Consider the following 21,354-nt stretch of genomic DNA (forward strand, 5'->3'; position numbering starts at 1 on the left):
TTTCCGTTCCCAATCCCTTTGCATCAAGGTCCCCCGCTCAGGTCTTGCAAATCATATTCGACTTCGATAAATCATAATACGACATACGGGCGACATAATATGTTTCCTATAGTAATCCAGGGAGGAGTTACAATGAAGCATTTTTCTAAAGGCTTGTTCGCCGGCGCCGTCGTCGGCGCATTGACGATCGCCACGCCGCAATTGCACGCCGCCACGCCGAGGGATCAGTTGGTGATCGGGACATCGTTGGCGCAGGTCTTGTCCCTCGATCCGCATCAGGCGACCGAGGGAAAAGCGGTCGAGATCATGTCGAACCTCTACGACCGGCTGGTCAACAGCACGCCTGACGGCAAGATCGTGCCGCAGCTGGCCGAAAGCTGGAAGGTTGACGACAAGGGCATCACCTTCACCCTGCGCCAGGCCAATTTCGCTTCCGGCAATCCGGTGACGTCAAAGGACGTCGTCTATTCGCTGGGGCGGCTCCTGAAGCTTGACCAGGCCGCTGCCGCCAACCTCAAGCGTATCGGTTATGACAAGACCAATGTCGACAAGCTCGTCACGGCGGTCGACGACAAGACGGTGCGCATCGACTTCTCAGGCCAGGTGACGGCCGAAATGCTGCTCTACCGGCTCACGACCTCGACCACCAGCGTGGTCGACAGTGTCGAAGTGCAGAAGCATGTCGCGGATAATGACTGGGGAAACGCCTGGATGCGGACGCACTCGGCCGGCTCCGGTCCCTTCACCCTCAATCGCTGGTCTCCGAACGAACTTGTCATTCTCGACGCCAATAAGGATTATGTGGCAGGCGGTCCAAAGATGAAGCGCGTCATCGTCCGCCACGTTCCGGAAAGCCAGGTCGAGCGCCTGATGCTCGAACGTGGCGATATCGATATCGCCAGTGCCCTGACGGCATCGGATCTTGCGACGTTCAAGGATAAGCAGGGTTTCACCATCCAGCGGATTCCGACAGGCGGCTTCTACGTGCTGTCGATGAATGCCGGCAATCAGTACCTCTCCAATCCGAAGGTTCGCGAGGCCATTGCCTACGGTATCGATTATAAGGGCATCGAGAAGACGATCATGGGTCCTTACGGGCGGGCGAGAAACGTTCCCGTTCCGGAGAATTTCGAATATGCGATCCCGAATCCCGATTGGCATCTCGATGTTGAAAAGTCCAAGCATCTGTTGGCCGAGGCAGGGTTCAAGGACGGCTTCTCGCTGTCGCTGAAGACCATCGCCCAGACGCCGCGCATCGATCTTGCCACGGCCATCCAGGCTTCGCTCGCCCAGGTTGGCATCAAGATCGACATCCAGCAGGGCAACGGCTCGGAAATCATTGCCGCCCATCGCGCCCGGGACTTCGATCTGCTGATTCCGCAGACCAGCGCCTATATGCCGAACGTCCTCGGCTCGATGGAGCAGTTCTCGTCAAATCCCGACAACTCGAAGGAGGCCAACAATGCCGGCAACTTCGTCTGGCGCTCGGCCTGGGACATTCCCGAACTGACGGCCCTGACGGCAAAGGCATCGATAGAGCCAGGCCCGAAGAAGCGCGGCGAGCTCTACGTTCAGATGCAGAAGATGTTCGTGGAACAGAAGCCGGCGGTGCTTCCGCTCTTCGAGCGCTTCGAGCCTATCGTGCTATCAAGCAAGGTACAGGGATATGTGGGACATCCGACCCAGCTGACGCGCCTCGAGGACGTCACGAAGTCTGAAACCCAGTAATACCCCGAGGCAGCCGATCATGAAGGAACTCTCCGCAGCCGAATTTGGCCGACGCCTGGCGCATCTGGTGGTCAGCCTGTTCATCCTCTTATGTGTGACCTTCGTGATCGGTCGCGTCCTGCCCACGGATCCCGTCGGCGCGATCGTCGGCGAGCTCGCCGATCCCGCCGCCTATGCGGCGATGCGGACGCGTCTGGGGCTCGATCTGCCGATCTATCAGCAGTTCTTCCTCTATCTGAACGGGCTGGCTCATGGTGATTTCGGCACGGCTGTGCTCACCGGCAATCCCGTCTCCTCGGACCTCGCTCAGGCCTTTCCAGCGACATTCGAACTTGCGACGTTGGCAGTGATCATCTCGACCTTCGTCGGCGTCCCGCTCGGCCTGGTCGCGGCGCTATTTCGCGACAGCCTGATCGACAAGATTGCCCGCGTGGTCGCCCTCGTTGGTCATTCGATCCCGGTTTTCTGGTTCGGCATCGTCGGCCTCGTCATCTTCTATGCCGGCCTGAACTGGGTCGGCGGGCCGGGCAGGGTGGACGTGTTCTACGAGGGGCTGGTCACCCCGCAGACCGGCTTGTTGCTGATCGACAGCCTTCTGCAAGGCGAGACGGAAATCTTCTGGAATGCGCTCGGCCATATCATTCTGCCCGCCTTCATCCTGGCTTACGCGGCGATGGCCTACATCACCCGCATGACCCGCAGCTTCACGCTGGAGCAGTTGAGCCAGGATTATGTGATTGCCGCCCGCGCCAAGGGCGTGAGCCCGACCGGTACGGTTTTGCGCCACGTCCTGCCGAATATCGCCGTGCAACTGATCACCATCCTTGCGATTTCCTATGGCGGGCTGCTCGAAGGCGCTGTCGTGACGGAGATCGTCTTCTCCTGGCCGGGTATCGGCCAATATATGACCAATGCCCTGATGATCGGCGACATGAACGCCATCGTCGCTGCCACCATCATCGTGGGGTTCATCTTCATGTTCCTGAATTTCCTGGCCGACGTCGCCTACGCCGTGCTTGATCCGCGCATGAGGGAGGCTGCCCGATGACCGACGCCGTCCACAGCGAGATCCAGATCCGTCCTCCAAGTGTGCCGAGCCGCGTTGCCGCCTCTTTTGCGCGCGCCGGCCGCAAACTGGCCGACGAGCCGCTTGGTCTTGCCGGCTTCGCCGTCCTTGGCATCCTCTGCGTGGTCGCGATTTTTGCGCCGCTTCTGGCGCCCTATGATCCGACCATTCAGGCGCTTGGCGATGCCTTGCGGCCTCCAAGCCTTGCTCATCCGGCGGGTACGGACGAATTCGGCCGGGATATCCTCAGTCGCCTCATCTTCGGCACGCGGATCACCATTCAGACCGTGCTTGCGGTTTCGTTGATCGTCGGGCCGATCGGCCTTCTGATCGGCGTCGTCGCGGGTTTCTTCGGCGGGAATACGGATGCTGTTCTGATGCGAGCCACAGATATCGTTCTTTCCTTCCCGTCGCTGATCCTGGCGCTTGCCTTTGCCGCCGCCCTCGGAGCGGGGCTGGGCACGGCCATCATCGCAATCTCGCTCACCGCATGGCCCCCGATCGCAAGGCTTGCCCGGGCAGAGGCGCTCGTCGTCCGAAATGCCGACTATGTGGTTGCCGCCCGCCTTTACGGCGCGTCACCGATACGCATCCTTCTTCTCTACATCGCGCCGATGTGCATTCCCTCGGTCATCGTTCGCCTGACGCTCAACATGGCGGGCATCATCCTGACGGCGGCCTCGCTAGGCTTTCTTGGTCTGGGCGCCCAGCCGCCGGCGCCGGAATGGGGCGCGATGATCTCCAACGGCCGCAAGTTCATGCTCGATTATTGGTGGGTCGCCGTCATGCCGGGTATCGCCATCCTGCTGACGAGCCTTGCCTTCAACATCGCCGGAGATACTCTGCGCGACATTCTGGATCCCCGCCATGCAAGATCGTGATCTGCAGCCCGTTCTCTCCGTCAAGGGCTTGAGCGTCCGTTTCGGGCGAGGGGCCGTGCCCGCCGTTTCCAATGTCAGTTTCGACGTCGGACGCGAACGTGTCGGCATCGTCGGCGAATCCGGTTCCGGCAAATCTACGACGGGCCGCGCCATTATGCGTCTTTTGCCGCCGGCCGCCGTGCTCGCGGCCGAGCGCCTGGATCTCACAGGCAGCTCTTTGCTTGCAAAGACCGAGCGACAGATGGGCGCGCTTCGCGGCAAGGATATCGCCCTGATCATGCAGGACCCGCGCTATTCGCTGAACCCGGTGCTGTCGATCGGCAAACAGATTGCCGAAGCCGCGCGCCTTCATCTCGGCCTTCGCGGGAAAGAGGCGCAGAATGCCGCCCGCGCCATGCTGGAACGTGTGCGCATCAGCGATCCGGATCGGGTCATGGCGCTCTATCCCCACCAGATCTCAGGAGGAATGGGCCAGCGTGTGATGATCGCGATGATGCTGCTCGCACGGCCGAAGCTGGTCATCGCCGACGAGCCGACCTCGGCTCTCGACGTTAGCGTCCGCAAGGACGTGCTGCTGCTGCTCGATGAACTGGTGCGTGAGAACAATTCCGGACTGCTGCTCATCAGCCACGATATTCGCATGGTCGCAGCCTTCTGCGAGCGCATCATCGTCATGTATGCCGGCCGGATTGTCGAAACCCTGACCCGCCTGGAAGATGCTCGCCATCCCTATACCCGCGGGTTGATATCAGCGCTGCCCGACCCGAAGAACCCGGTTCGCCGGCTTGCGGTTCTCGACAGGGCGAAACTTGATCTGGAGACGGCACAATGATTGATGTGCGTGATCTCGATGTCATCTTTGCGTCAGGCAAAAACCGGAACCATGTCGTCAGGGGCATCAGCTTTCAGGTAAAGCAGGGGGAGACGCTTGGAATCGTCGGTGAATCCGGATGCGGCAAATCGACGGTGCTGGGTTGCCTCGCCGGAATGGAGAGTGGCTGGACGGGTCAGATGGAACTTGGCGGAAAGCCGATAGGAAAGAAGCGTTCCCGCGAGGAGCTGACGTCAGCCCAGATGGTGTTTCAGGACCCTTACGGCTCCCTGCACCCCCGCCATCGTATCGGCACTGCATTGGCGGAGCCGCTGCGCGCCATGGGGCGTTCCGATATCTGGTCGAAAGTCGAAAAGGCGTTGATTCAGGTCGGTTTGCCCGCGAGTTTTGCTAGCCGTTTTCCGCACGAGCTTTCCGGTGGCCAGAGGCAGCGCGTGGCGATCGCCCGCGCACTCATCCTGTCGCCGCCGATCCTGTTGCTGGATGAGCCGACATCGGCACTCGATGTCTCCGTCCAGGCCGAAATCCTCAACCTGCTTGCCGATCAGCGCGAGGAAAAGGGACTGACCTATCTGCTCGTCAGTCACGACCTCGCGGTCATCGCCCATATGTGCGACCGGGTGCTGATCATGAAGGATGGCGGCTTCGTGGACGAACTCACCAAAGAGGATCTGCGGGCCGGCACCACGCATGACGCCTATGCCAGGGAACTGTTCGAGGCGAGCTTCATGGGAGCTTGACGCGAGTTAAGCAGCAACATCAGGCTGCTTTGCAGAAACTTGCGAAATCGTCGAGGAAACGGCGCATCTCGTCCTGATGCCGAGGCTCGGAAAGATGCGCCCCAACCTCCTCCGGGGAAAGCTTCATCAGATGGAGCCGAAGGAAGAGTTCCTCGTTGAATCGTCCGCTGAGCGTGGCGAGAACGACGCGGAGCTGGCGCAGCATGTCGTCCCCTCTATGGGAGGCGTGCGCAAGCACGATCGGTTTGCCGATCACCTCTTGACGGGAGACCAGCCAGTCAATGGCGTTCTTCAGCCCGCCGGGGATTGACCTGATGTATTCGGGGCTGGCCAGGATCAGTCCATCTGCGTCGGCGATGGCTCTTGCAAGCCTCGCCACTTCAAGCGGGGGCTCTGGAAGCTCCAGATCGGGCGAAAAGACCGGAAGTTCCCCGACCCGGTCATAGACCGATACCGTATGTGCCGAGCCGGCGACCGACTGCAGCGCATATAGCATGGCCGTATTGGTAGAGGCTCGGCGAGCGCTGCCGGATATTGCCAGGAATTTCATGGTGTCGGCATAGCCTCCTGTTTCGTGCGATCGGCTTAAACGCGATCAGGGGCACTTGGGCGGCTGACCGCGGCGACACTGCCTCTTTCGACGAGATGGCAGGAAAGCTCGACTCGCCGCCGCGGCGTCGCAAGGCCGAGCATCATGTCGCGCAGCAGATCGAGCGCGGTGGCGCCGAGTTCACGCATTGGAATATGCACCGTCGAGAGCGGCGGATTGTGAAAGGCTGATTGCGGCAGGTCGTCTATGCCCATGACCGAGATGTCCCGCGGCACGGCATAACCCGCCGCCTGCAACCCGCGCACGGCGCCGTCGGCAAGACTGTCGCCGGCCGTCAGGATGGCGGTGAAGAACAGGCCTTTCTGGCGGATGAGCCGGGTGATCGCCTCGGCGCCGAGTTCCGGCAGCCAATCGTCGACCTCGAGCACCAAATCGGTATCGGCTTTCAGCCCGTGATGCTGCAAGGCATCGCGCCAGCCCTCCAAACGCCGCTCGATCGTCCGTCGCCCCGGCCGCAGCATGAAGAGGATGCGTTCGTGCCCAGCCTTGATCAGTCGCTCCGCGGCGATGAAGGCGGCCGAGCGGTTGCAGGGCGTGACACTCGAAAGCCGCATATACGGATCGTCGCTGTTGACGAGCACGACGGGTTTTCCAAGATCGGCGGCGGCTGCAAGCATATCCTCCTCATCGACGGTCAGGATCAGCATGCCGCCGAAGCTCGGGTCGTCACGCATTTCGGCGATGACGCGTGCTTCGTCCGCTTTGTCGGCGACGGGGCGCATCGCCACTTCGATGCCGAGGGCGGAGGCGCGCGCATTCAGTCCTTCGAGAACGTAGAGCGTGAACTGGTTGCGAACATAGTCGATCATCGCCGCGCCGGAGGCGACGAGCATGACCTTCTTGCCCGCCACACTTGCCGGCAGGGCGTAGCTGACAGCGCTTGCCGTTTCCAGCACCAGTTTGCGGATCTCCGGCCTCACGCCTTTTTCGCCGGCGAGCGCCCGCGACACCGTGCTGATCGACACGCCGCATCTGGCGGCGATGTCGTCGAGGCGTGTCCTCCTGCCTTTTTTCTGCTCCGCTGACATGGCGTCTCCTCGCTCTCTCTTCCTTTATGCAAAAATCTTTCAGATTGCGCAAATGGAATGCCTATGCACAAGTGTTGCGAGGAGTCCGCGACAAGCAACAGAGCAGGGAGGCTTTGAAGATGCGGTTTGACGGCCAGTCCATCCGTCGGCGTTTTGTCCGGTGTTCCCAAGTTCGCGTGGGCTAGAGCATGGCCTCCGAGCAGCAATCCTATCTCCATCGCGCAACTACGAAGAATAGCCCGATCGCCTATTGGCAGCTCGCCCACTTGTGGCAGGAGCGTTACGACGTCGCCGACCGACCGATGGAAGGCAAGATGGATCCCTTCTTCTTCGTCACCAAGACGAAGAACTTCATTCCTCACGAATATCCCTGCCGCACAGAATTCAAGGAAGCCTTCTCCGGACGGCGGCCTCAGCCGGCCACCGATTTCGAGGCCACTCGCTGGTGGCTTCCCTTCGCATCCCCGCGTGTCGACCTGTCCGGCTTCTGGTTTCGGCCGACCCGCATAGGCTGCTGGGCGCGCACCTTCCTCGATGCCCGCTCGGCGGGGCCAGCCAAGCTTCGCCTGTCGACTTGCGGCGGCGCGATCCTCTTCGTCAACGATCGCGAGCAGGGCTTCATGGCGCCTTACGAGCGCAACCTCGAAGCCCAGCAGCTATTCGAGGTCGAGCTGGCTGCCGGCCCCAACGAGATCCGCGTCTATTTCGACGATCTCGCCGAGCGCGATGCCCGCTTCTATTTCCAGCTGGATTATCTCGAGGGGCCGGAGGTCGAAACATCAGTTCCCGTTCCCGTCACCGCCGGTGACGCGGATGCGCTGGAGGCGATCCTCGAAGGCATCAGGTTCGACCGCACCGCCTATTTCGGTGAGGATGTCACGATCCTTTTTCCCGAGCCGCTGCCTGTATCGCTGACCTGCCATGTCGAGATCGAAGGCGACTTCATGTCGACCGAGCGTTTCGATTATGATTTCGAACTGGAGAAAGGGGCGACGAATCTTGAACTCGGCGCCTCCGAGCGGATGCCGGCCGATTTCCGCCATTTCCGTATCGTCTTCAAGGCCGGCGAGTTTTCCGTCGGCCGCACGCTCGGCGTCGAGATCTGTCATCCCCAGGGAGAAGCGCCTGCCGCGCTGGAAGACCGCGTCGCCGAGGCGCTTGCCGAGGTCGCGGCGCATTCCGAGCCCGACACGGTCTGCGCTTTCGCGCGCCTGGCGCTGGGGCAGGGCGGCGAGGAAACCGAGGCGATGATCTCGGCCATGCTGCCCGTCATCGAAGATTGTCACGACTGTGCCGATTTCGTGCTGGTGCCGCTGCTGTTTGCCTATACGCGCTGGAGCGATCTGCTGTCGCCAGGTCTACGGCAAAGGATCGAGCACGCCGTTCTCCGTTATCGCTACTGGATGGATGAACCGGGCAACGACGTTCAGTGGTATTTTTCGGAAAACCACGCGCTTCTCTTCCATACCGCCGCCTATCTCGGCGGCAGGCTTTTCCCGGATGCCGTCTTCGTCCGTTCCGGCCGCACCGGCGCCGAACAGATGAAGGTCGGCGAGGAGCGTGTCCGCGCCTGGCTCGATCATTTCGAGCGCTGGGAAATGGCCGAGTGGAATTCCGTTCCCTATTTCCCGATCGACCTCAAGGGCCTGACGGCGCTCGCCGCCTGCGCGCCGGATGAGGCGATCCGTGCTCGGGCAAGCGCCAGCATCGTCCGCCTGATGGAGATCGTCGCCCGCTCGGCCCATCACGGCATGCTCACCGGCAGCCAGGGCCGCTCCTACGAACACACGCTGCGCCCCGGCCGCTCGGTTGAACTATCGGCCATCGCCCGCCTTCTCTGGGGCCGTGGCTGGTACGGCCGGCGCGTCCACGCCTTGCCGCAGCTTGCCGTCTGCATCCGCGACCACGGCCTGCGTTTCCCCGAGACGTTGGCCGAAATCGCCGCGCACCAATCCGATGACGCGCAGGAATGGACCTTTTCCCAGGGCGAGAACCGTTTCGCCGCGCTCTATCACTACAAGACGCGCGACACCGCACTCGGCACCATCGCGCATTATCGCCCCGGCGCCTGGGGTTATCAGGAGACGGTGCTGCACCTGCGCCTCGGCGACCGGCCGGAAGCACAGGTCTGGATCAACCATCCCGGTGAAACCATCCAGTTCGGCTACGGCCGGCCGAGCTTCTGGGGCGGCTGCGGAACGTTGCCGCGCGTACACCAGTATCGGGATCTGGCGATCCTCGATTTCGACATCCATGAAGGCCAGCCGGATTTCAGCCATGCCTGGTTCCCGGTCGAGGCCTTTGACGAAACCGCGGTGGACGGCAATCTGGCACTTGCCCGCTCCGGCGACGGTCTGGCGATGCTGATCGGCAGCGGAGCATTGATGCCGGTGAAGCAAGGCCCGACGACCGGTATGGAATTGCGGCTTGCCGGTCGAAAAAGTCGCTGGATCGTCCGTCTCTCCGATGTCAGGCGCGACGGCGGCCTTGAAGGAATGCAGGCGCGGTTCGCCAGGCTCTCGGTCCGCCGGGACGACGAGGGAGCACTGATCATCGTCGATCCAGATTATGGCCAGGTCGTCTTCGAAGAGGACGGCACCGTGCGCGCCGAAGGCCGTATTCTCAGACCTTCGGACTGGTCGGTGCGGGGAGACGCGGTACATCTGGAGATACCGGGAAGGCAGCCGCGGCGCGCGGCCTCGTAAACGACGTGTCCGGCAGGTGGAGGACCGGCCGGGCGCAGGAATTCATAGGTCAGGAGGAGGACAAAATGACCAGAATGAAATCGATCGGCGCGGCTTTTGCCGCAGTTCTCTTGAGTTCCGTCGCGGCCCATGCCGGCGACGTGCGCATCATGTGGTATTCCGACGGTGGCGAAGGCGATGTGATCAAGGACCTGCTCTCACGCTTCTCCAAGGCCAATCCCGACGTCAACGTCATCCTCGACGAGGTCTCCTACAACGTCGTCAAGGAACAGCTGCCGGTGCAGCTTGAAGCCGGGCAGGGACCGGATATCGCCCGTGTCACCAATCTGAAGGCGCCGGCGCAACACTGGCTCGATCTTCGTCCTTACCTCGCTGATGCGAAATATTGGGACGATAATTTCGGCGCCCAGGCTGACTGGATGCGCCCCGACGGCTCGAACGCCATCACCGGCTTCATGACACAGCTGACGCTGACCGGCGGCTTTGCCAACAAGACGCTGTTCGATCAGGCCGGTGTAGAAATCCCCGGCCCGAAAGCCACCTGGGACGACTGGGCAGCGGCCGCCAAGAAGGTCGCCGACAGCCAGAAGGTCATCGCCATGGCGATCGACCGTTCCGGCCACCGCGTCTCCGGCCCGAACATCTCCTATGGCGCCAACTACATCGCCGCCGATGGCAAGCCTGCGCCGATCGATCAGGGCGCCAAGGACTTCCTCAGCCGCTTCGTCAAGTGGAACGAGGACGGCACCATCAACAAGGACGTCTGGGTCAGCGCCGCCGGCTCCACCTACCGCTCCGGTGCCGAGGACTTCATCAATGGCGGTCTCGCCTATCTTTATTCCGGGAGCTGGCAGATTTCGGGCTTCGCCCAGAAGATTGGCGATAATTTCGACTGGGTCGTGACGGGAAGCCCCTGCGGCCCAGTTGCATGCTCCGGCATGCAGGGTGGTGCCGGTCTGGTGGCCGTCAAGTACACCAAGAACCCGAAGGACGTCGCCAAGGTGATGGACTACCTGGCAGGTGCCGACGTGCAGAAGGAGTTCGCCGAGCGCAGCCTGTTCATCCCGGCGCATAAGGGCGTCGCATCCGGCCGGTTGGACTTCAAGACTGACAATCCGCATGTGAAGGCGGCACTGAAGGCCTTCGTCGAATCGGCCGGCCAGACGGCGGCACCCGCCATGAAGCTGCCGGGCTGGAAATGGTCGGACGCCTATTACAGTGCCATCGTCGCCCGCATCAGCCAGGTGGTCGCCGGTGAAATGAAGCTCGACGACGCCTATGCCCGCATCGACGAGGACATCAAGGCCAAGGTCGCCGGCAACTGACGGAAGAACAGATGACGGCGAAGACGGTTTCTTCCGAACCACCGGTGAAATCAGCTCTGCGGCAGGCGCTCAATGCGCCTGTCCGGCTTCTCATGGGGATCGTCGACATTCCCATGCGCGCCTGGCAGAAGCTGACGGGGCTGAACGGCATGGCGGGCGTTTTCCTCGCGCCCAACATGCTGATCTTCACCGTCTTCGTGCTCCTGCCGCTGGTCATCAATTTCATCTATTCGACGACGAGCGGCAGCGCCATTTTCCTGCCGAACCGGACCTATGTCGGCGCCGACCAGTACCGTATTCTCTTCGATTGCCGCAGTTACCTCGATCCGTCGACCTGCGCGGCCGACACGTTCTGGGCCGCCGTGCGCAACACCGCCGTCTTCGTCGTCTTCCAGGTCTCAGTGATGCTGATCGCGGCCCTGACGACGGCGCTGATCCTCAACCGCGAGCTCTCCAATCGCGGCTTCTGGCGCGCCGTCTTCTTCTTTCCGGTGCTTCTGTCGCCGGTCGTCGTCGGCCTGATCTGGAAATGGATTTTGCAGCGTGAAGGCCTGCTGAACTATGCGCTAAGCCCCCTCGGCTTGGAGCCGTTTTCCTGGCTCAGCGATCGCTTCTGGTCCTTCTTCTTCGCTGTCTTCGTCTCCGTCTGGGCGCATATGGGCTTTTACGCGCTGATCCTGCTCGCCGGTCTGCAGGCGATCCCGAAAGATCTCTACGAGGCGGCTGCGATGGACAAGGCCAGCCCGACCCGCATCTTCCGGCGCATCACCCTGCCGCTGCTGATGCCGAACCTCATCGTGGTGCTGGTGCTGGCGCTGATCCGCGCCGTGCAGATCTTCGACGAGGTCTTCGTGCTGACCGGCGGCGGCCCGGGCACCAGCACCATGTACATTACCCAGTATATTTATGAGACCGGCTTTGCGAGTTCATTGCGCAATCCGGGGCTTGCATCGGCCGCCTCGATCCTGATGGGCATCGTCCTCGTCATCCTGACGCTGATCCAACTCGGCGTCAGCGCCCGCAACGAGAAGAAGGGAACACGCTGATGAGTGCCGTCGGTGCATTTCTTCTCCGCCGTCGCGGCCGCGGCTGGCACTGGACGGACATCGTCACGTGGATCTGGCTGATCTCTGGCGTCTTCCTGATGTTCGGCCCGGCCGTCTGGCTGGTCTTCTCCTCGTTTAAGACGCCGGCGGCCCTTGCCGAATTCCCGCCGTCCTTCCTGCCTTATGTCACCGAACAGGCTGTTGTGCCGGGCTACGATAAGCCATTGCCGCTCTACAATGTCACGATGCCGGACGGCAGCACCCGTGTACTCGCCGAAGTCCGCCGCATCGGCATCGTCGGCCAGATGGTCGATCCGAAGCAGCCCGGTGAGATCGTCAAGGCAAACATCAAGGACCGCACGCCGGTGCGCAAGGTCGAATTCGCCAGCGGCAACTATACCGAACCTTTCCAGCGCTTCGATTTCTTCCTATTCCTGCGCAATTCCGTCTTCGTGACGGTGGCGGCAACGGCCATCACGTTGCTCGTCAATTCCATGGCCGCCTTCGCACTGTCGAAATACCAGTTCCCCGGCCGCACTGCCGTCATGCTGATGATCCTTGCGACGCTGATGGTGCCGCTTTCTGTCATCGTCGTGCCGCTCTATTCCGTCATCGGCACGCTGAACCTCTTCGACAGCCTTTGGGGCGTCATCCTGCCGACGGTCGCTACCCCGACCGGGGTCTTCCTGCTCAGGCAATATATGCTGACGATCCCGGACGAGTTGATCGACGCTGCGCGCATGGATAAGGCGAGCGAATGGCAGATCTACTGGCGCATCATCTTGCCGTTGTCCGCCCCGGCGCTGGCCGTGCTGGCGATCTTCTCGGTCGTCTGGCGCTGGAACGACTTCCTCTGGCCGCTGATCGTGCTCTCGCGCAAGGAACTCTATACGCTGCAGGTCGGCCTCAATGTCTATGCCGGCGAACTCAATGTGCAATGGCACTACATCCTTGCCATGACCGTCGTTTCGATGATCCCGGTCGTGCTGATCTTCGTCTTCCTGCAGCGCTTCATCACCACGGGCATTGCCGGCTCCGGCTTGAAATAGGCCGTGTATACTATGAAACAGGAGAGTGCATGAGCGGGCTCGAGCTCAAGAACATCGTCAAGAATTTCGGCTCCGTCGAGGTCATTCGCGATGTCTCGCTTGCCGTCAACGACGGCGAGTTCGTCGCCTTCGTCGGCCCTTCCGGCTGCGGGAAATCGACGCTGCTGCGTCTGATCGCCGGCCTCGATAAGCCCACAGGCGGCAACATCGTCATCGACGGCAACGACGTCACGGATATCACCGCCGCCGACCGCGGCCTCGCCATGGTCTTCCAGTCCTATGCGCTCTATCCGCATATGAGCGTGCGGGAGAACCTCGCCTTCGGCCTCGAAAACACCAAGGTGGCGAAAGCGGAGATCGAAGCGCGTATCGCTGATGCCGCACGCATGCTGGAGATCGAGCCGTTTCTGCAGCGCCGTCCGGGCCAGCTCTCCGGCGGCCAGCGCCAGCGCGTCGCGATCGGCCGCGCCATCGTCCGGCGGCCGGATGCCTTTCTGCTCGACGAGCCGCTGTCCAATCTCGATGCGGAACTGCGCGTCTCCATGCGCACCGAACTCGCGGCCCTTCACGCCCGCCTGAAGGCGACGATGATCTACGTCACCCACGACCAGGTCGAGGCGATGACGCTTGCCGATCGTATCGTCGTGCTACGCGGCGGCAGGATCGAGCAGGTGGGAACGCCGCTGGAACTTTACAACAAGCCGGCGAACCGCTTCGTCGCCGGCTTCATCGGCGCCCCGCATATGAATTTCCTGGAAGGCGCGATCATCGGTCACGAGGGTGGGTCCACCCAGGTCGAAACGGTCGGCGGCCATCGCCTTTCCGTCGTTGCGCGTGAAGCCTGCCCGGTCGGCGAAAGGATCAGCATCGGCATCCGGCCGCAACACATCACCCTTGCCGATGCGGGAGCGACGACCAGGCTGGATACCCGCATTATCCTTGTCGAGGAACTGGGCTCCGAGACCGTCGTGCATGCCGAAGCGGCCGGGAAGAAACTGATCGCAGTCTTTGCCGGCCAGCAGCAGATGAAATCGGGCGACAGCCTGCCGCTCAAGCTCGATCCCGAGGTCCTGCATCTCTTCGGAGAGGATGGCCGGCGCCTGTCTTGATGATTTAAAAAAGCCCGCGCCGAAGCGCGGGCCGAATATTAGATCAAGTCAGCTTTAATGGCTGTTCTTGTGACTTTGTTGACCAGCCTTGACATGCTGTTCATGGCTGCCGCCGCGGGTTCCGCTGGACTGCGCGTCGCGGCTGCCTGAGGCGCTACGGTCCTTGGAGTCGTTCTTGTGACTCTGCTGACCAGCCTTGACGTGCTGTTCATGGTTTCCACCTTGGTTTGCCATACGGTTCTCCTTGGGTTTGAACGAGGCCACGTCGACCTCGATGGGAGAACCTCGCCTTGGCGCATACGTTCCCTATTTTAATATTTCGTGATCTCCACCTCGATGGGATGAGGAAGCGAACCGGGCGGGTAGGGAGCTCGCCTGCCATTTCGTTGGCCATCGGGAGAAAACGGAAAAATCCCGATGTTCTCCAGCACCGCCGCGTCCGCTTGGCACGGCCCGCAACCTCGTCCTGACAATGCTTGTGATGGCAAGAAGGTTCCGGACATGAACCCGATTCACCCATGTCGGAAACGCAGGCGCAGCTCGTCTGCTCTTTCCTATTCAACCCATCGCTCTAGCTTAAAAGGCATAGGAAGAAAGGAGAAAACCATGACCGACGCACCGAATACGGCGACCCCGGCGCGAAGAGTGTTGCGTGGCCGCCCCTACAGCATCGGCGAATTTGCCAGGAAATACAGGCTGGACGACAAGGAGGCGAAGCGCCTCTATGAGAAGTTTGGCCCGTCTGCCACCGAACTCGACCTGTTGATGGCGGCAAAGCGGCGCCCGCCGTCTAGTCTCGACGCCTGACGACCTCATGAAGATCCGGACCGGGAGCTGCCTTTGCGGGGCGGTTACCTACAGGGTGGAAGGCGAGCCGCTTCGTGTCGGCCTCTGCCATTGTGGCGATTGCCGTAAATCGAGCGGCTCCGCGTTCGTCTTCTTTGCCGTCTGGCCGCGCCCGGCTTTCTCCCATAGCGGCAAGATCGCTACTTTCTCCGGCCGCAGTTTCTGCCCGACATGCGGCAGCAGGCTTTTCTGCCTTCGGCAGGATGCGGCGGAAATTCGCCTCGGCTCGCTCGACAATCCGCCGACAGACCTGATGCCGGGCGACGAAGTCTGGATCAAGCGGCGCGAACCATGGCTGCATCCGCTGCCGGGCGCCGGTCAATATGGCGAGGATGCCGACTGACGCGCTCTCTGCCAACCCTTCCTTACCAAGATTTCATTTCACCCATCCGCAATTCCGTGCCACTTCCGCGGCAACGCTAATCGCCGGTTCATGTGCGCTGTGGTTACTTTGACGCGCAGGCCGGCAGCAGCCATCCAGTGATCGAGGACTTCATGAGCAATCCCCAAGCCGGCAACAAGACTGGAGCGCAGGCAAGCGGCGCGTCCGATCTCGCAGCGGTTCTTGCATCGGGAAGGCAGGGCAAGCGCCGCCGCTGGCGTGGACGCCTGGTTATTCTTCTCATCCTCATCGCCGCTGCCGCAGTCGCGGCCTACGTCTACATGGGCCGCGGGCGCAGCGAAGTGAGCTATGATACCCAGCCGGCAAAACGCGGCGACCTGACGGTTCTCGTCACCGCCACCGGTTCGGTACAGCCGACCGAGCAGGTGGATATATCGAGCGAGCTTTCCGGCACGGTCCGCGACGTCAACGTCGATTACAACAGCACGGTCAAATCTGGCGAGGTGCTCGCGCTTCTCGATACGAACAAGCTTGAGGCGGATGTGAAGAGTTCGCGTGCCAAGCTCAATTCGGCCAAGGCGAACGTCGTCAAGGCCAATGCCGATATGCAATCGGCGGGCACTTCGCTCGATCGGTTGAAGAGCCTGGTCAAGAGCAATGTCTCCACCCAGCAGAGCCTCGACGACGCCAGCTACAAATATGATTCCGCCGTTGCCGCCAAACAGATCAACGAAGCTGAGGTGCTGGCCTCGGAGGCCGACCTGCAGCTTGCCGAGGTCAATCTCGCCAAGGCGAAGATCATCTCGCCGATCGACGGTGTCATCCTCACCCGCTCCGTCAATCCGGGCGCCACGGTGGCCGCCTCGCTTTCGGCGCCGATCCTCTTCACCATCGCCGGCGACCTGAAGAAGATGGAACTGCAGGTCGATGTCGACGAGGCCGATGTCGGCCATATCGCCGTCGGCCAGAAGGCGAAGTTTACGGTGGACGCCTATCCCGACCGGAATTTTCCCGCCGAGATCGAGCAGATCCGCTTCGCCTCCGAGGTGGTCAACAATGTGGTGACCTACAAGGCGGTACTAACAGTCGACAATGCCGACCTGCTGCTGCGCCCCGGCATGACGGCGACAGCAGATGTCACCGTCGAAGCCGTCAAGGACACGCTGATGGTGCCGAATGCAGCGCTGCGCTACGCCCCGCCGCAGGCCGAGCGGCGCGGCCGTGGCATTTTCGGCATATTCGGCCCGCCACGCCAGCGCAACAGAGAGTCCGGCCCGGCACTGACGGGGACGCAGCGCCGCGTCTGGGTGCTGCGCAACGGTCGCCCGGCGCCCGTCGTCATCCAGGTCGGCTCATCCGATGGCCAGTTCACCCAAGTCGTCTCCGGCGAAATCAAGGAGAATGACGCGCTGGTAACCGACGCCACGCTGCAGACGAATTAGGCGGGGGACGAATGACAAGCCCGCCGCTCATCGAATTCAGACAGGTCTCGAAAGTCTACGGCGAGGGCGAGGCGGCGATCCGCGCGCTCGACCATGTCGACCTTGCAATCAACGCCCATGAATTCGTCGCGATCATGGGGCCGTCAGGCTCCGGCAAATCGACGGCGATGAACATCCTCGGTTGCCTCGACGTGCCGAGTGGCGGCGATTACATTTTCCAGGGTATCCCGACCAGCGGCTTCGACCGCGGCCAGCTGACGCTGCTGCGCCGGCATATGCTCGGCTTCGTCTTCCAGGGCTTCAACCTCCTGTCGCGCACCTCGGCCGTCGAAAATGTCGAGCTGCCGCTGATCTATCGCGGCATGGCAGTGCGCGAGCGGCGCGAACGGGCGCGGGAAGCCCTGGCGTTGGTCGGCCTCACCGGCCGCGAACATCATAAGACACAGGAACTGTCCGGCGGCCAGCAGCAGCGCGTCGCCATCGCCCGCGCCATCGTCACCGAGCCGGCGCTGCTTCTGGCCGATGAGCCCACAGGCAATCTCGACACGAAAACCAGCGTCGAGATCATGGACCTGATGACGCGGCTGAACCGCGAGCAAGGCATCACCATCGTCATCGTTACGCACGAACCTGATATCGCCGCCTATGCGCAGCGGTTGCTGCGTTTCGTCGACGGCAAGCTGGAGACTGAGGTCGAGCACCAGAGGAGGGCGGATCATGTTCTTTGAGACGCTGAAACTCGCGCTGCGCGCCATCAGCCGCAACATGCTGCGCTCTTTCCTGACCGTGCTCGGCGTCGTCATCGGTGTTGCCGCCGTTATCGCGCTGGTGACGATCGGAAACGGCACGACCGCGCAGGTTTCGACCGAGCTGTCGCGGCTCGGCACCAACATGCTGTTCGTCCGCCCCGGCCAGTTCGGCCCCGGCCGGGCGAGCTCCGAGGCGCGGCGCTTCTCGCTGAAGGATGTAGCGGCAATCCGCGATCAGGTTTCCGGCCTGCGGGCGGTCGCGCCGTCCAATCAGTCGACGGCGACCGTCATCTTCGGCGGGCAGAACCATTCCACCACCGTTTACGGCACCACCAACGAATATCTCGTCGCACAGGACTGGGACCTGGCGATCGGGCGCGATTTCACCCCATCCGAGGAACGTGGCCAGTCGCGCTGCATTATCGGAGGCACGGTCCGCGACCAGCTCTTTGGCGGAGCCGATCCGATCGGCCAGCAGATTCGCGTCGGCAAGGTCTCTTGCCCCGTTATCGGCGTGCTCGCCAAGCGCGGCCAATCCGGGATGGGCAATGATCAAGACGATGCCGTCATCATGCCGGTCAGGTATTCCAGCGCCGCATCAGCGGCAGTTCCAATGTCCCGACCATCATCATTTCTGCCCGTGACGGTGTATCCACAGCCAAGGTGCAGTCGGATGTCGAAAATCTCCTGCGCGAGCGCCGCAAGATCATTCCCGGTCGGCAAGACGATTTCAATGTCAACGACATGACGCAGATCGCCGAGGCGATGACCGGCACGACGACGCTGCTGACCGGCCTGCTCGGCGCGGTCGCGGCCATCAGCCTGCTCGTCGGCGGCATCGGCATCATGAACATCATGCTGGTCTCCGTCACCGAGCGGACCCGCGAGATCGGCATTCGTCTCGCGATCGGCGCGCTTGAAAACCAGGTGCTCACCCAGTTTCTCGTCGAGGCCGTCGCACTGTCGCTGTTCGGCGGCATCACCGGCATTTTACTCGGCTTGAGCCTCGGCTTCGGCGCCGTGACCCTGCTGAAAGTCCCCTTCGTCTTCAGCCCGCTCATGGTCGCAGTCGCCTTCCTCTTCTCCGCAGCGATCGGCATGATCTTCGGCTATTTCCCGGCGAGAAGGGCAGCGCAGCTCAACCCCATCGAGGCGCTGCGGCATGAATGAAAAAGCCGCTTGATCTCGGCGCCCTGTTATCTATCTGTCTCTATTATGATATATCAGCGCAACTAGCCTAGGGTTCTGGGCATGTCGGTATAGGATTTTAGGTCGGATTTTCGGGCATGCAGACTTCACAGAGCCATCTTGCCTATCTCGCGCTTGAGCATCTGATTGTGACGCTGGCGTTGAAACCTGGCGCGCTCGTCACCGAAAAGCAGCTGATCGATATGGCGGGCCACGGGCGTACGCCCGTGCGCGAGGCGATCCAGAAGCTCGCCTGGCAGGGGCTGATCCTCGTCAAAGCGCGCGTCGGGCTGCAGGTTGCCAAGATCGCGCCGGAGGACCATGGCAACGTCATGCAGGTGCGCCGGGAACTGGAGCCAATCGCTGCAAGCCTCGTCGCCGAACATGCGAGCGACGAACAGCGTGCGCGCCTCATCGAATGCGCCGGCGCGATGGAAGAATGCGCCGTCACGGGAGACCTCGCCGGGTTCTTCGCCGCTGACAAGTCCTTCGACGAAATCCTCGAGGATGCCTGCCCGAACGGATTCATCATGGCAGCGCTCGGCCCGGTGCAGACACATTCGCGCCGCCTCTGGTATTCCACCGCAAGTCCGGAGCGCATGGAACGCGCCATCTCACTGCATGTCGCCGTCATCCGCGCTATCCATGCGGGCAAGCCGGACGAGGCGCGCGCCGCCATGACGGCGCTGATCGATTATATCGCCCACATATAGAAACGGCCCCGTTTCCGGGGCCGCGGTCAAAGCTGATTGTCGGAAGAGCGTCAGCCGACGAAAGCGCGCTCGATGACGAATTCGGCGGGCTTGCTGTTGGCGCCTTCATCAAGGCCGGCCTTCTCGAGCAGTTCCTTGGTATCCTTCAGCATGGCCGAGGAACCGCAGATCATGCCGCGATCGATCGCCGGATCGAGCGGCGGCACGCCGAGATCGGTGAACAGCTTGCCGGAGGAGATCAGGTCGGTGATGCGGCCGCGATACTCGAAATCCTCGCGTGTGACAGTCGCGTAATGGCGCAGCTTGTCGCCGACGACTTCGTTCAGCAGCTCGTCATTCTGAATTTCGTGGACGAGGTCGAAGCCGTATTTCAGCTCGGCGACGTCGCGGGTCGTATGGGTGAGGATGACCTCCTCGAACTTCTCATAGGTCTCGGGATCGCGGATCAGGCTGGCGAAGGGCGCAATGCCGGTTCCCGTCGAGAACATGTAGAGACGACGGCCGGGCGTCAGCGCGTCGAGCACCAGCGTGCCCGTCGGCTTCTTGCGCATCAGCACCTGGTCGCCCGGCTTGATTGCCTGCAGATGTGAGGTGAGGGGGCCGTCCGGCACCTTGATCGAGAAGAATTCGAGTTCTTCGGCCCAGGCGGGGCTGGCAATCGAATAGGCGCGGAAGACCGGCTTGCCCTCGACCATCAGGCCGATCATCGCGAATTCGCCGGAACGGAAACGGAAGCCCTGCGGCCGGGTCATCGTGAAGCGGAAGAGCCGGTCGGTATAATGCGTCACGGCAAGCACCGTCTCGGCGTAAACGCCGGCGGGGATGGACGAGGCGAAGTCTTCGGTCTTTGCAGGCGCGTTCATTGCGGTAGAGGATCCCGTTTCGTCGGATGAACTATCGGATGCGAGGCAGATATTACATATCCGGCCGAAATTAAAGGCATTCCATTCCATCCAGCGCTCATCAAGGGAAATATGCGTGTCATTGTCAGGATTCAAGAGCGAAGAGGCGCGGGCGGGGAATGTCGTATTTCCCGCTGGCGAAGCCCGGCAAAGGATGCATATTAGAGTGGCGCGCCTGGTATGGACGCCGGCTCTCGGCAAAAGCGGTGCGACAACAAAGACCTACGGCGCCGAACCCGTGTACAGGAACAGGGATCCGGCGATGATGGCGAAAAAAGACGCTTGCCGGGGCAGGCGCGATAGGGCGGTCCGGGGAATATGAAGATTTTCAACTACAAGCGCGTTCCTTACGCGGAAATGCGCGCCTTTTCCGTCCATATCCTGACGGCTTCCGGCTCCTTCCTTGCCTTTCTCGGCGTGGTCGCCGCCGCCGAACACCGCTTCATCGACATGTTCTGGTGGCTGGGGCTTGCCCTTCTCGTCGACGGCATCGACGGTCCGATCGCCCGCAAGGTGCGCGTCAAGGAAGTGCTGCCGAACTGGTCGGGCGATACGCTCGACAATATCATCGATTACGTCACCTACGTGCTTCTGCCGGCTTTCGCACTCTATCAGAGCGGCATGATCGGCGAGCCCTGGTCCTTTGTCGCCGCCGGCATGATCGTCGTTTCCAGCGCCATCTACTATGCCGATATGGGCATGAAGACGGATGAGTATTTCTTCTCCGGCTTCCCGGTCGTCTGGAACATGATCGTTTTCACGCTGTTCGTCATCGATGCGAGTGCGACGACGGCGCTCGCGGTCGTTATTGTTTCGGTGGTGCTGACCTTCCTGCCGATCAATTTCCTGCATCCGGTCCGCGTCAAAAGGCTGCGCCCGCTCAATCTCGGCGTCTTTTTCCTGTGGTCGGCGCTCGGTATCTATTCACTCCTGCTGCATTTCGACACGCCCGAATGGGCGCTCATTCTCTTTATCGTGAGCGGAATCTATCTTTACGTGATCGGCGCGGTGCTACAGTTTTTCCCGGCACTCGGACGCGAAGCTTAGGACAG

20 protein-coding genes and 1 pseudogene are annotated in these 21,354 nt (G+C 61.7%); 17 read left to right on the plus strand and 4 right to left on the minus strand.

The genetic code is table 11. The annotated features are described in order from the left end of the window. Positions 1-132: 132 nt before the first annotated feature. Genes EFQ99_RS11270 through EFQ99_RS11290 form a run of 5 tightly spaced genes read left to right on the plus strand, consistent with a single transcriptional unit; the run spans position 133 to position 5,247 of the window. Complete coding sequence (locus tag EFQ99_RS11270) at positions 133-1,728, plus strand: ABC transporter substrate-binding protein (RefSeq protein ID WP_126921115.1); 1,596 nt, start codon at positions 133-135, stop codon at positions 1,726-1,728. Positions 1,729-1,747: 19 nt separating this feature from the next. Next, complete coding sequence (locus EFQ99_RS11275) at positions 1,748-2,776, plus strand: ABC transporter permease (protein ID WP_126921116.1); 1,029 nt, start codon at positions 1,748-1,750, stop codon at positions 2,774-2,776. After that, positions 2,773-3,675, plus strand: coding sequence for an ABC transporter permease (locus EFQ99_RS11280; RefSeq protein WP_126921117.1), 903 nt, complete (start codon positions 2,773-2,775; stop codon positions 3,673-3,675). The genes EFQ99_RS11275 and EFQ99_RS11280 overlap by 4 nt, the downstream gene beginning before the upstream one ends. Further along, the gene (locus tag EFQ99_RS11285) at positions 3,662-4,507 is read left to right on the plus strand and encodes an ABC transporter ATP-binding protein (RefSeq protein WP_126921118.1); all 846 of its coding nucleotides are present in this window, start codon (positions 3,662-3,664) and stop codon (positions 4,505-4,507) included. The genes EFQ99_RS11280 and EFQ99_RS11285 overlap by 14 nt, the downstream gene beginning before the upstream one ends. Beyond that, on the plus strand, positions 4,504-5,247 hold the full coding sequence (locus EFQ99_RS11290; protein WP_126921119.1) for an ABC transporter ATP-binding protein: 744 nt from the start codon (positions 4,504-4,506) through the stop codon (positions 5,245-5,247). The genes EFQ99_RS11285 and EFQ99_RS11290 overlap by 4 nt, the downstream gene beginning before the upstream one ends. A 19-nt stretch (positions 5,248-5,266) precedes the next feature. On the opposite strand, the gene EFQ99_RS11295 is transcribed toward EFQ99_RS11290, so the two are convergent. Beyond that, positions 5,267-5,797 carry an NADPH-dependent FMN reductase gene (locus EFQ99_RS11295; RefSeq protein ID WP_126921120.1) on the minus strand — a complete coding sequence of 177 codons (531 nt, stop codon included), beginning with the start codon at positions 5,795-5,797 and terminating at the stop codon, positions 5,267-5,269. Between the two features lie 35 nt (positions 5,798-5,832). Further along, positions 5,833-6,885: a LacI family DNA-binding transcriptional regulator gene (locus EFQ99_RS11300; protein WP_126921121.1), complete on the minus strand. Its 1,053-nt coding sequence runs from the start codon at positions 6,883-6,885 to the stop codon at positions 5,833-5,835. Positions 6,886-7,073: 188 nt separating this feature from the next. Between EFQ99_RS11300 and EFQ99_RS11305 the strand changes: the two genes are divergently transcribed. From EFQ99_RS11305 to EFQ99_RS11325, 5 genes are all read left to right on the plus strand, one after another. Further along, entirely contained in the window at positions 7,074-9,590 is a 2,517-nt protein-coding gene (locus EFQ99_RS11305; protein ID WP_126921122.1) for a hypothetical protein, read from the plus strand. Between the two features lie 65 nt (positions 9,591-9,655). Next, complete coding sequence (locus EFQ99_RS11310) at positions 9,656-10,915, plus strand: ABC transporter substrate-binding protein (RefSeq protein ID WP_126921123.1); 1,260 nt, start codon at positions 9,656-9,658, stop codon at positions 10,913-10,915. Between the two features lie 11 nt (positions 10,916-10,926). After that, the gene (locus EFQ99_RS11315; RefSeq protein ID WP_126921124.1) at positions 10,927-11,961 is read left to right on the plus strand and encodes a carbohydrate ABC transporter permease; all 1,035 of its coding nucleotides are present in this window, start codon (positions 10,927-10,929) and stop codon (positions 11,959-11,961) included. Next, complete coding sequence (locus tag EFQ99_RS11320; RefSeq protein WP_126921125.1) at positions 11,961-13,010, plus strand: carbohydrate ABC transporter permease; 1,050 nt, start codon at positions 11,961-11,963, stop codon at positions 13,008-13,010. The genes EFQ99_RS11315 and EFQ99_RS11320 overlap by 1 nt, the downstream gene beginning before the upstream one ends. Before the next feature lie 29 nt (positions 13,011-13,039). Beyond that, positions 13,040-14,119, plus strand: coding sequence for an ABC transporter ATP-binding protein (locus tag EFQ99_RS11325; RefSeq protein ID WP_126921126.1), 1,080 nt, complete (start codon positions 13,040-13,042; stop codon positions 14,117-14,119). 54 nt (positions 14,120-14,173) lie between these two features. On the opposite strand, the gene EFQ99_RS11330 is transcribed toward EFQ99_RS11325, so the two are convergent. Next, the gene (locus EFQ99_RS11330; protein ID WP_126921127.1) at positions 14,174-14,353 is read right to left on the minus strand and encodes a hypothetical protein; all 180 of its coding nucleotides are present in this window, start codon (positions 14,351-14,353) and stop codon (positions 14,174-14,176) included. A gap of 372 nt (positions 14,354-14,725) precedes the next feature. On the opposite strand from EFQ99_RS11330, the gene EFQ99_RS11335 reads away from it, so the two are divergent. From EFQ99_RS11335 to EFQ99_RS11360, 6 genes and pseudogenes are all read left to right on the plus strand, one after another. Further along, entirely contained in the window at positions 14,726-14,926 is a 201-nt protein-coding gene (locus tag EFQ99_RS11335) for a hypothetical protein (RefSeq protein ID WP_126921128.1), read from the plus strand. Between the two features lie 7 nt (positions 14,927-14,933). Further along, on the plus strand, positions 14,934-15,308 hold the full coding sequence (locus EFQ99_RS11340) for a GFA family protein (protein WP_126921129.1): 375 nt from the start codon (positions 14,934-14,936) through the stop codon (positions 15,306-15,308). Between the two features lie 152 nt (positions 15,309-15,460). Further along, the gene (locus tag EFQ99_RS11345; protein ID WP_126921130.1) at positions 15,461-16,750 is read left to right on the plus strand and encodes an efflux RND transporter periplasmic adaptor subunit; all 1,290 of its coding nucleotides are present in this window, start codon (positions 15,461-15,463) and stop codon (positions 16,748-16,750) included. An 11-nt stretch (positions 16,751-16,761) separates the two neighbouring features. Continuing rightward, complete coding sequence (locus EFQ99_RS11350) at positions 16,762-17,478, plus strand: ABC transporter ATP-binding protein (protein ID WP_126921131.1); 717 nt, start codon at positions 16,762-16,764, stop codon at positions 17,476-17,478. Then, a pseudogene (locus EFQ99_RS11355) lies at positions 17,468-18,669 on the plus strand (ABC transporter permease). Before EFQ99_RS11350 ends, EFQ99_RS11355 begins: the two are co-directional and overlap by 11 nt. Positions 18,670-18,785: 116 nt before the next feature. Further along, positions 18,786-19,400, plus strand: a complete 615-nt coding sequence (locus tag EFQ99_RS11360) for a GntR family transcriptional regulator (protein WP_126921132.1) — start codon at positions 18,786-18,788, stop codon at positions 19,398-19,400. A gap of 50 nt (positions 19,401-19,450) precedes the next feature. On the opposite strand, the gene EFQ99_RS11365 is transcribed toward EFQ99_RS11360, so the two are convergent. Continuing rightward, entirely contained in the window at positions 19,451-20,263 is an 813-nt protein-coding gene (locus EFQ99_RS11365; RefSeq protein ID WP_126921133.1) for a ferredoxin--NADP reductase, read from the minus strand. A 357-nt stretch (positions 20,264-20,620) separates the two neighbouring features. On the opposite strand from EFQ99_RS11365, the gene pcsA reads away from it, so the two are divergent. Next, positions 20,621-21,349, plus strand: a complete 729-nt coding sequence (gene pcsA / locus EFQ99_RS11370) for a phosphatidylcholine synthase (RefSeq protein WP_126921134.1) — start codon at positions 20,621-20,623, stop codon at positions 21,347-21,349. The last annotated feature ends 5 nt before the right edge of the window (positions 21,350-21,354 follow it).

The organism is Rhizobium vallis (assembly GCF_003985155.1).
In the GTDB taxonomy this organism is placed as follows: Bacteria; Pseudomonadota; Alphaproteobacteria; order Rhizobiales; family Rhizobiaceae; genus Rhizobium; species Rhizobium vallis.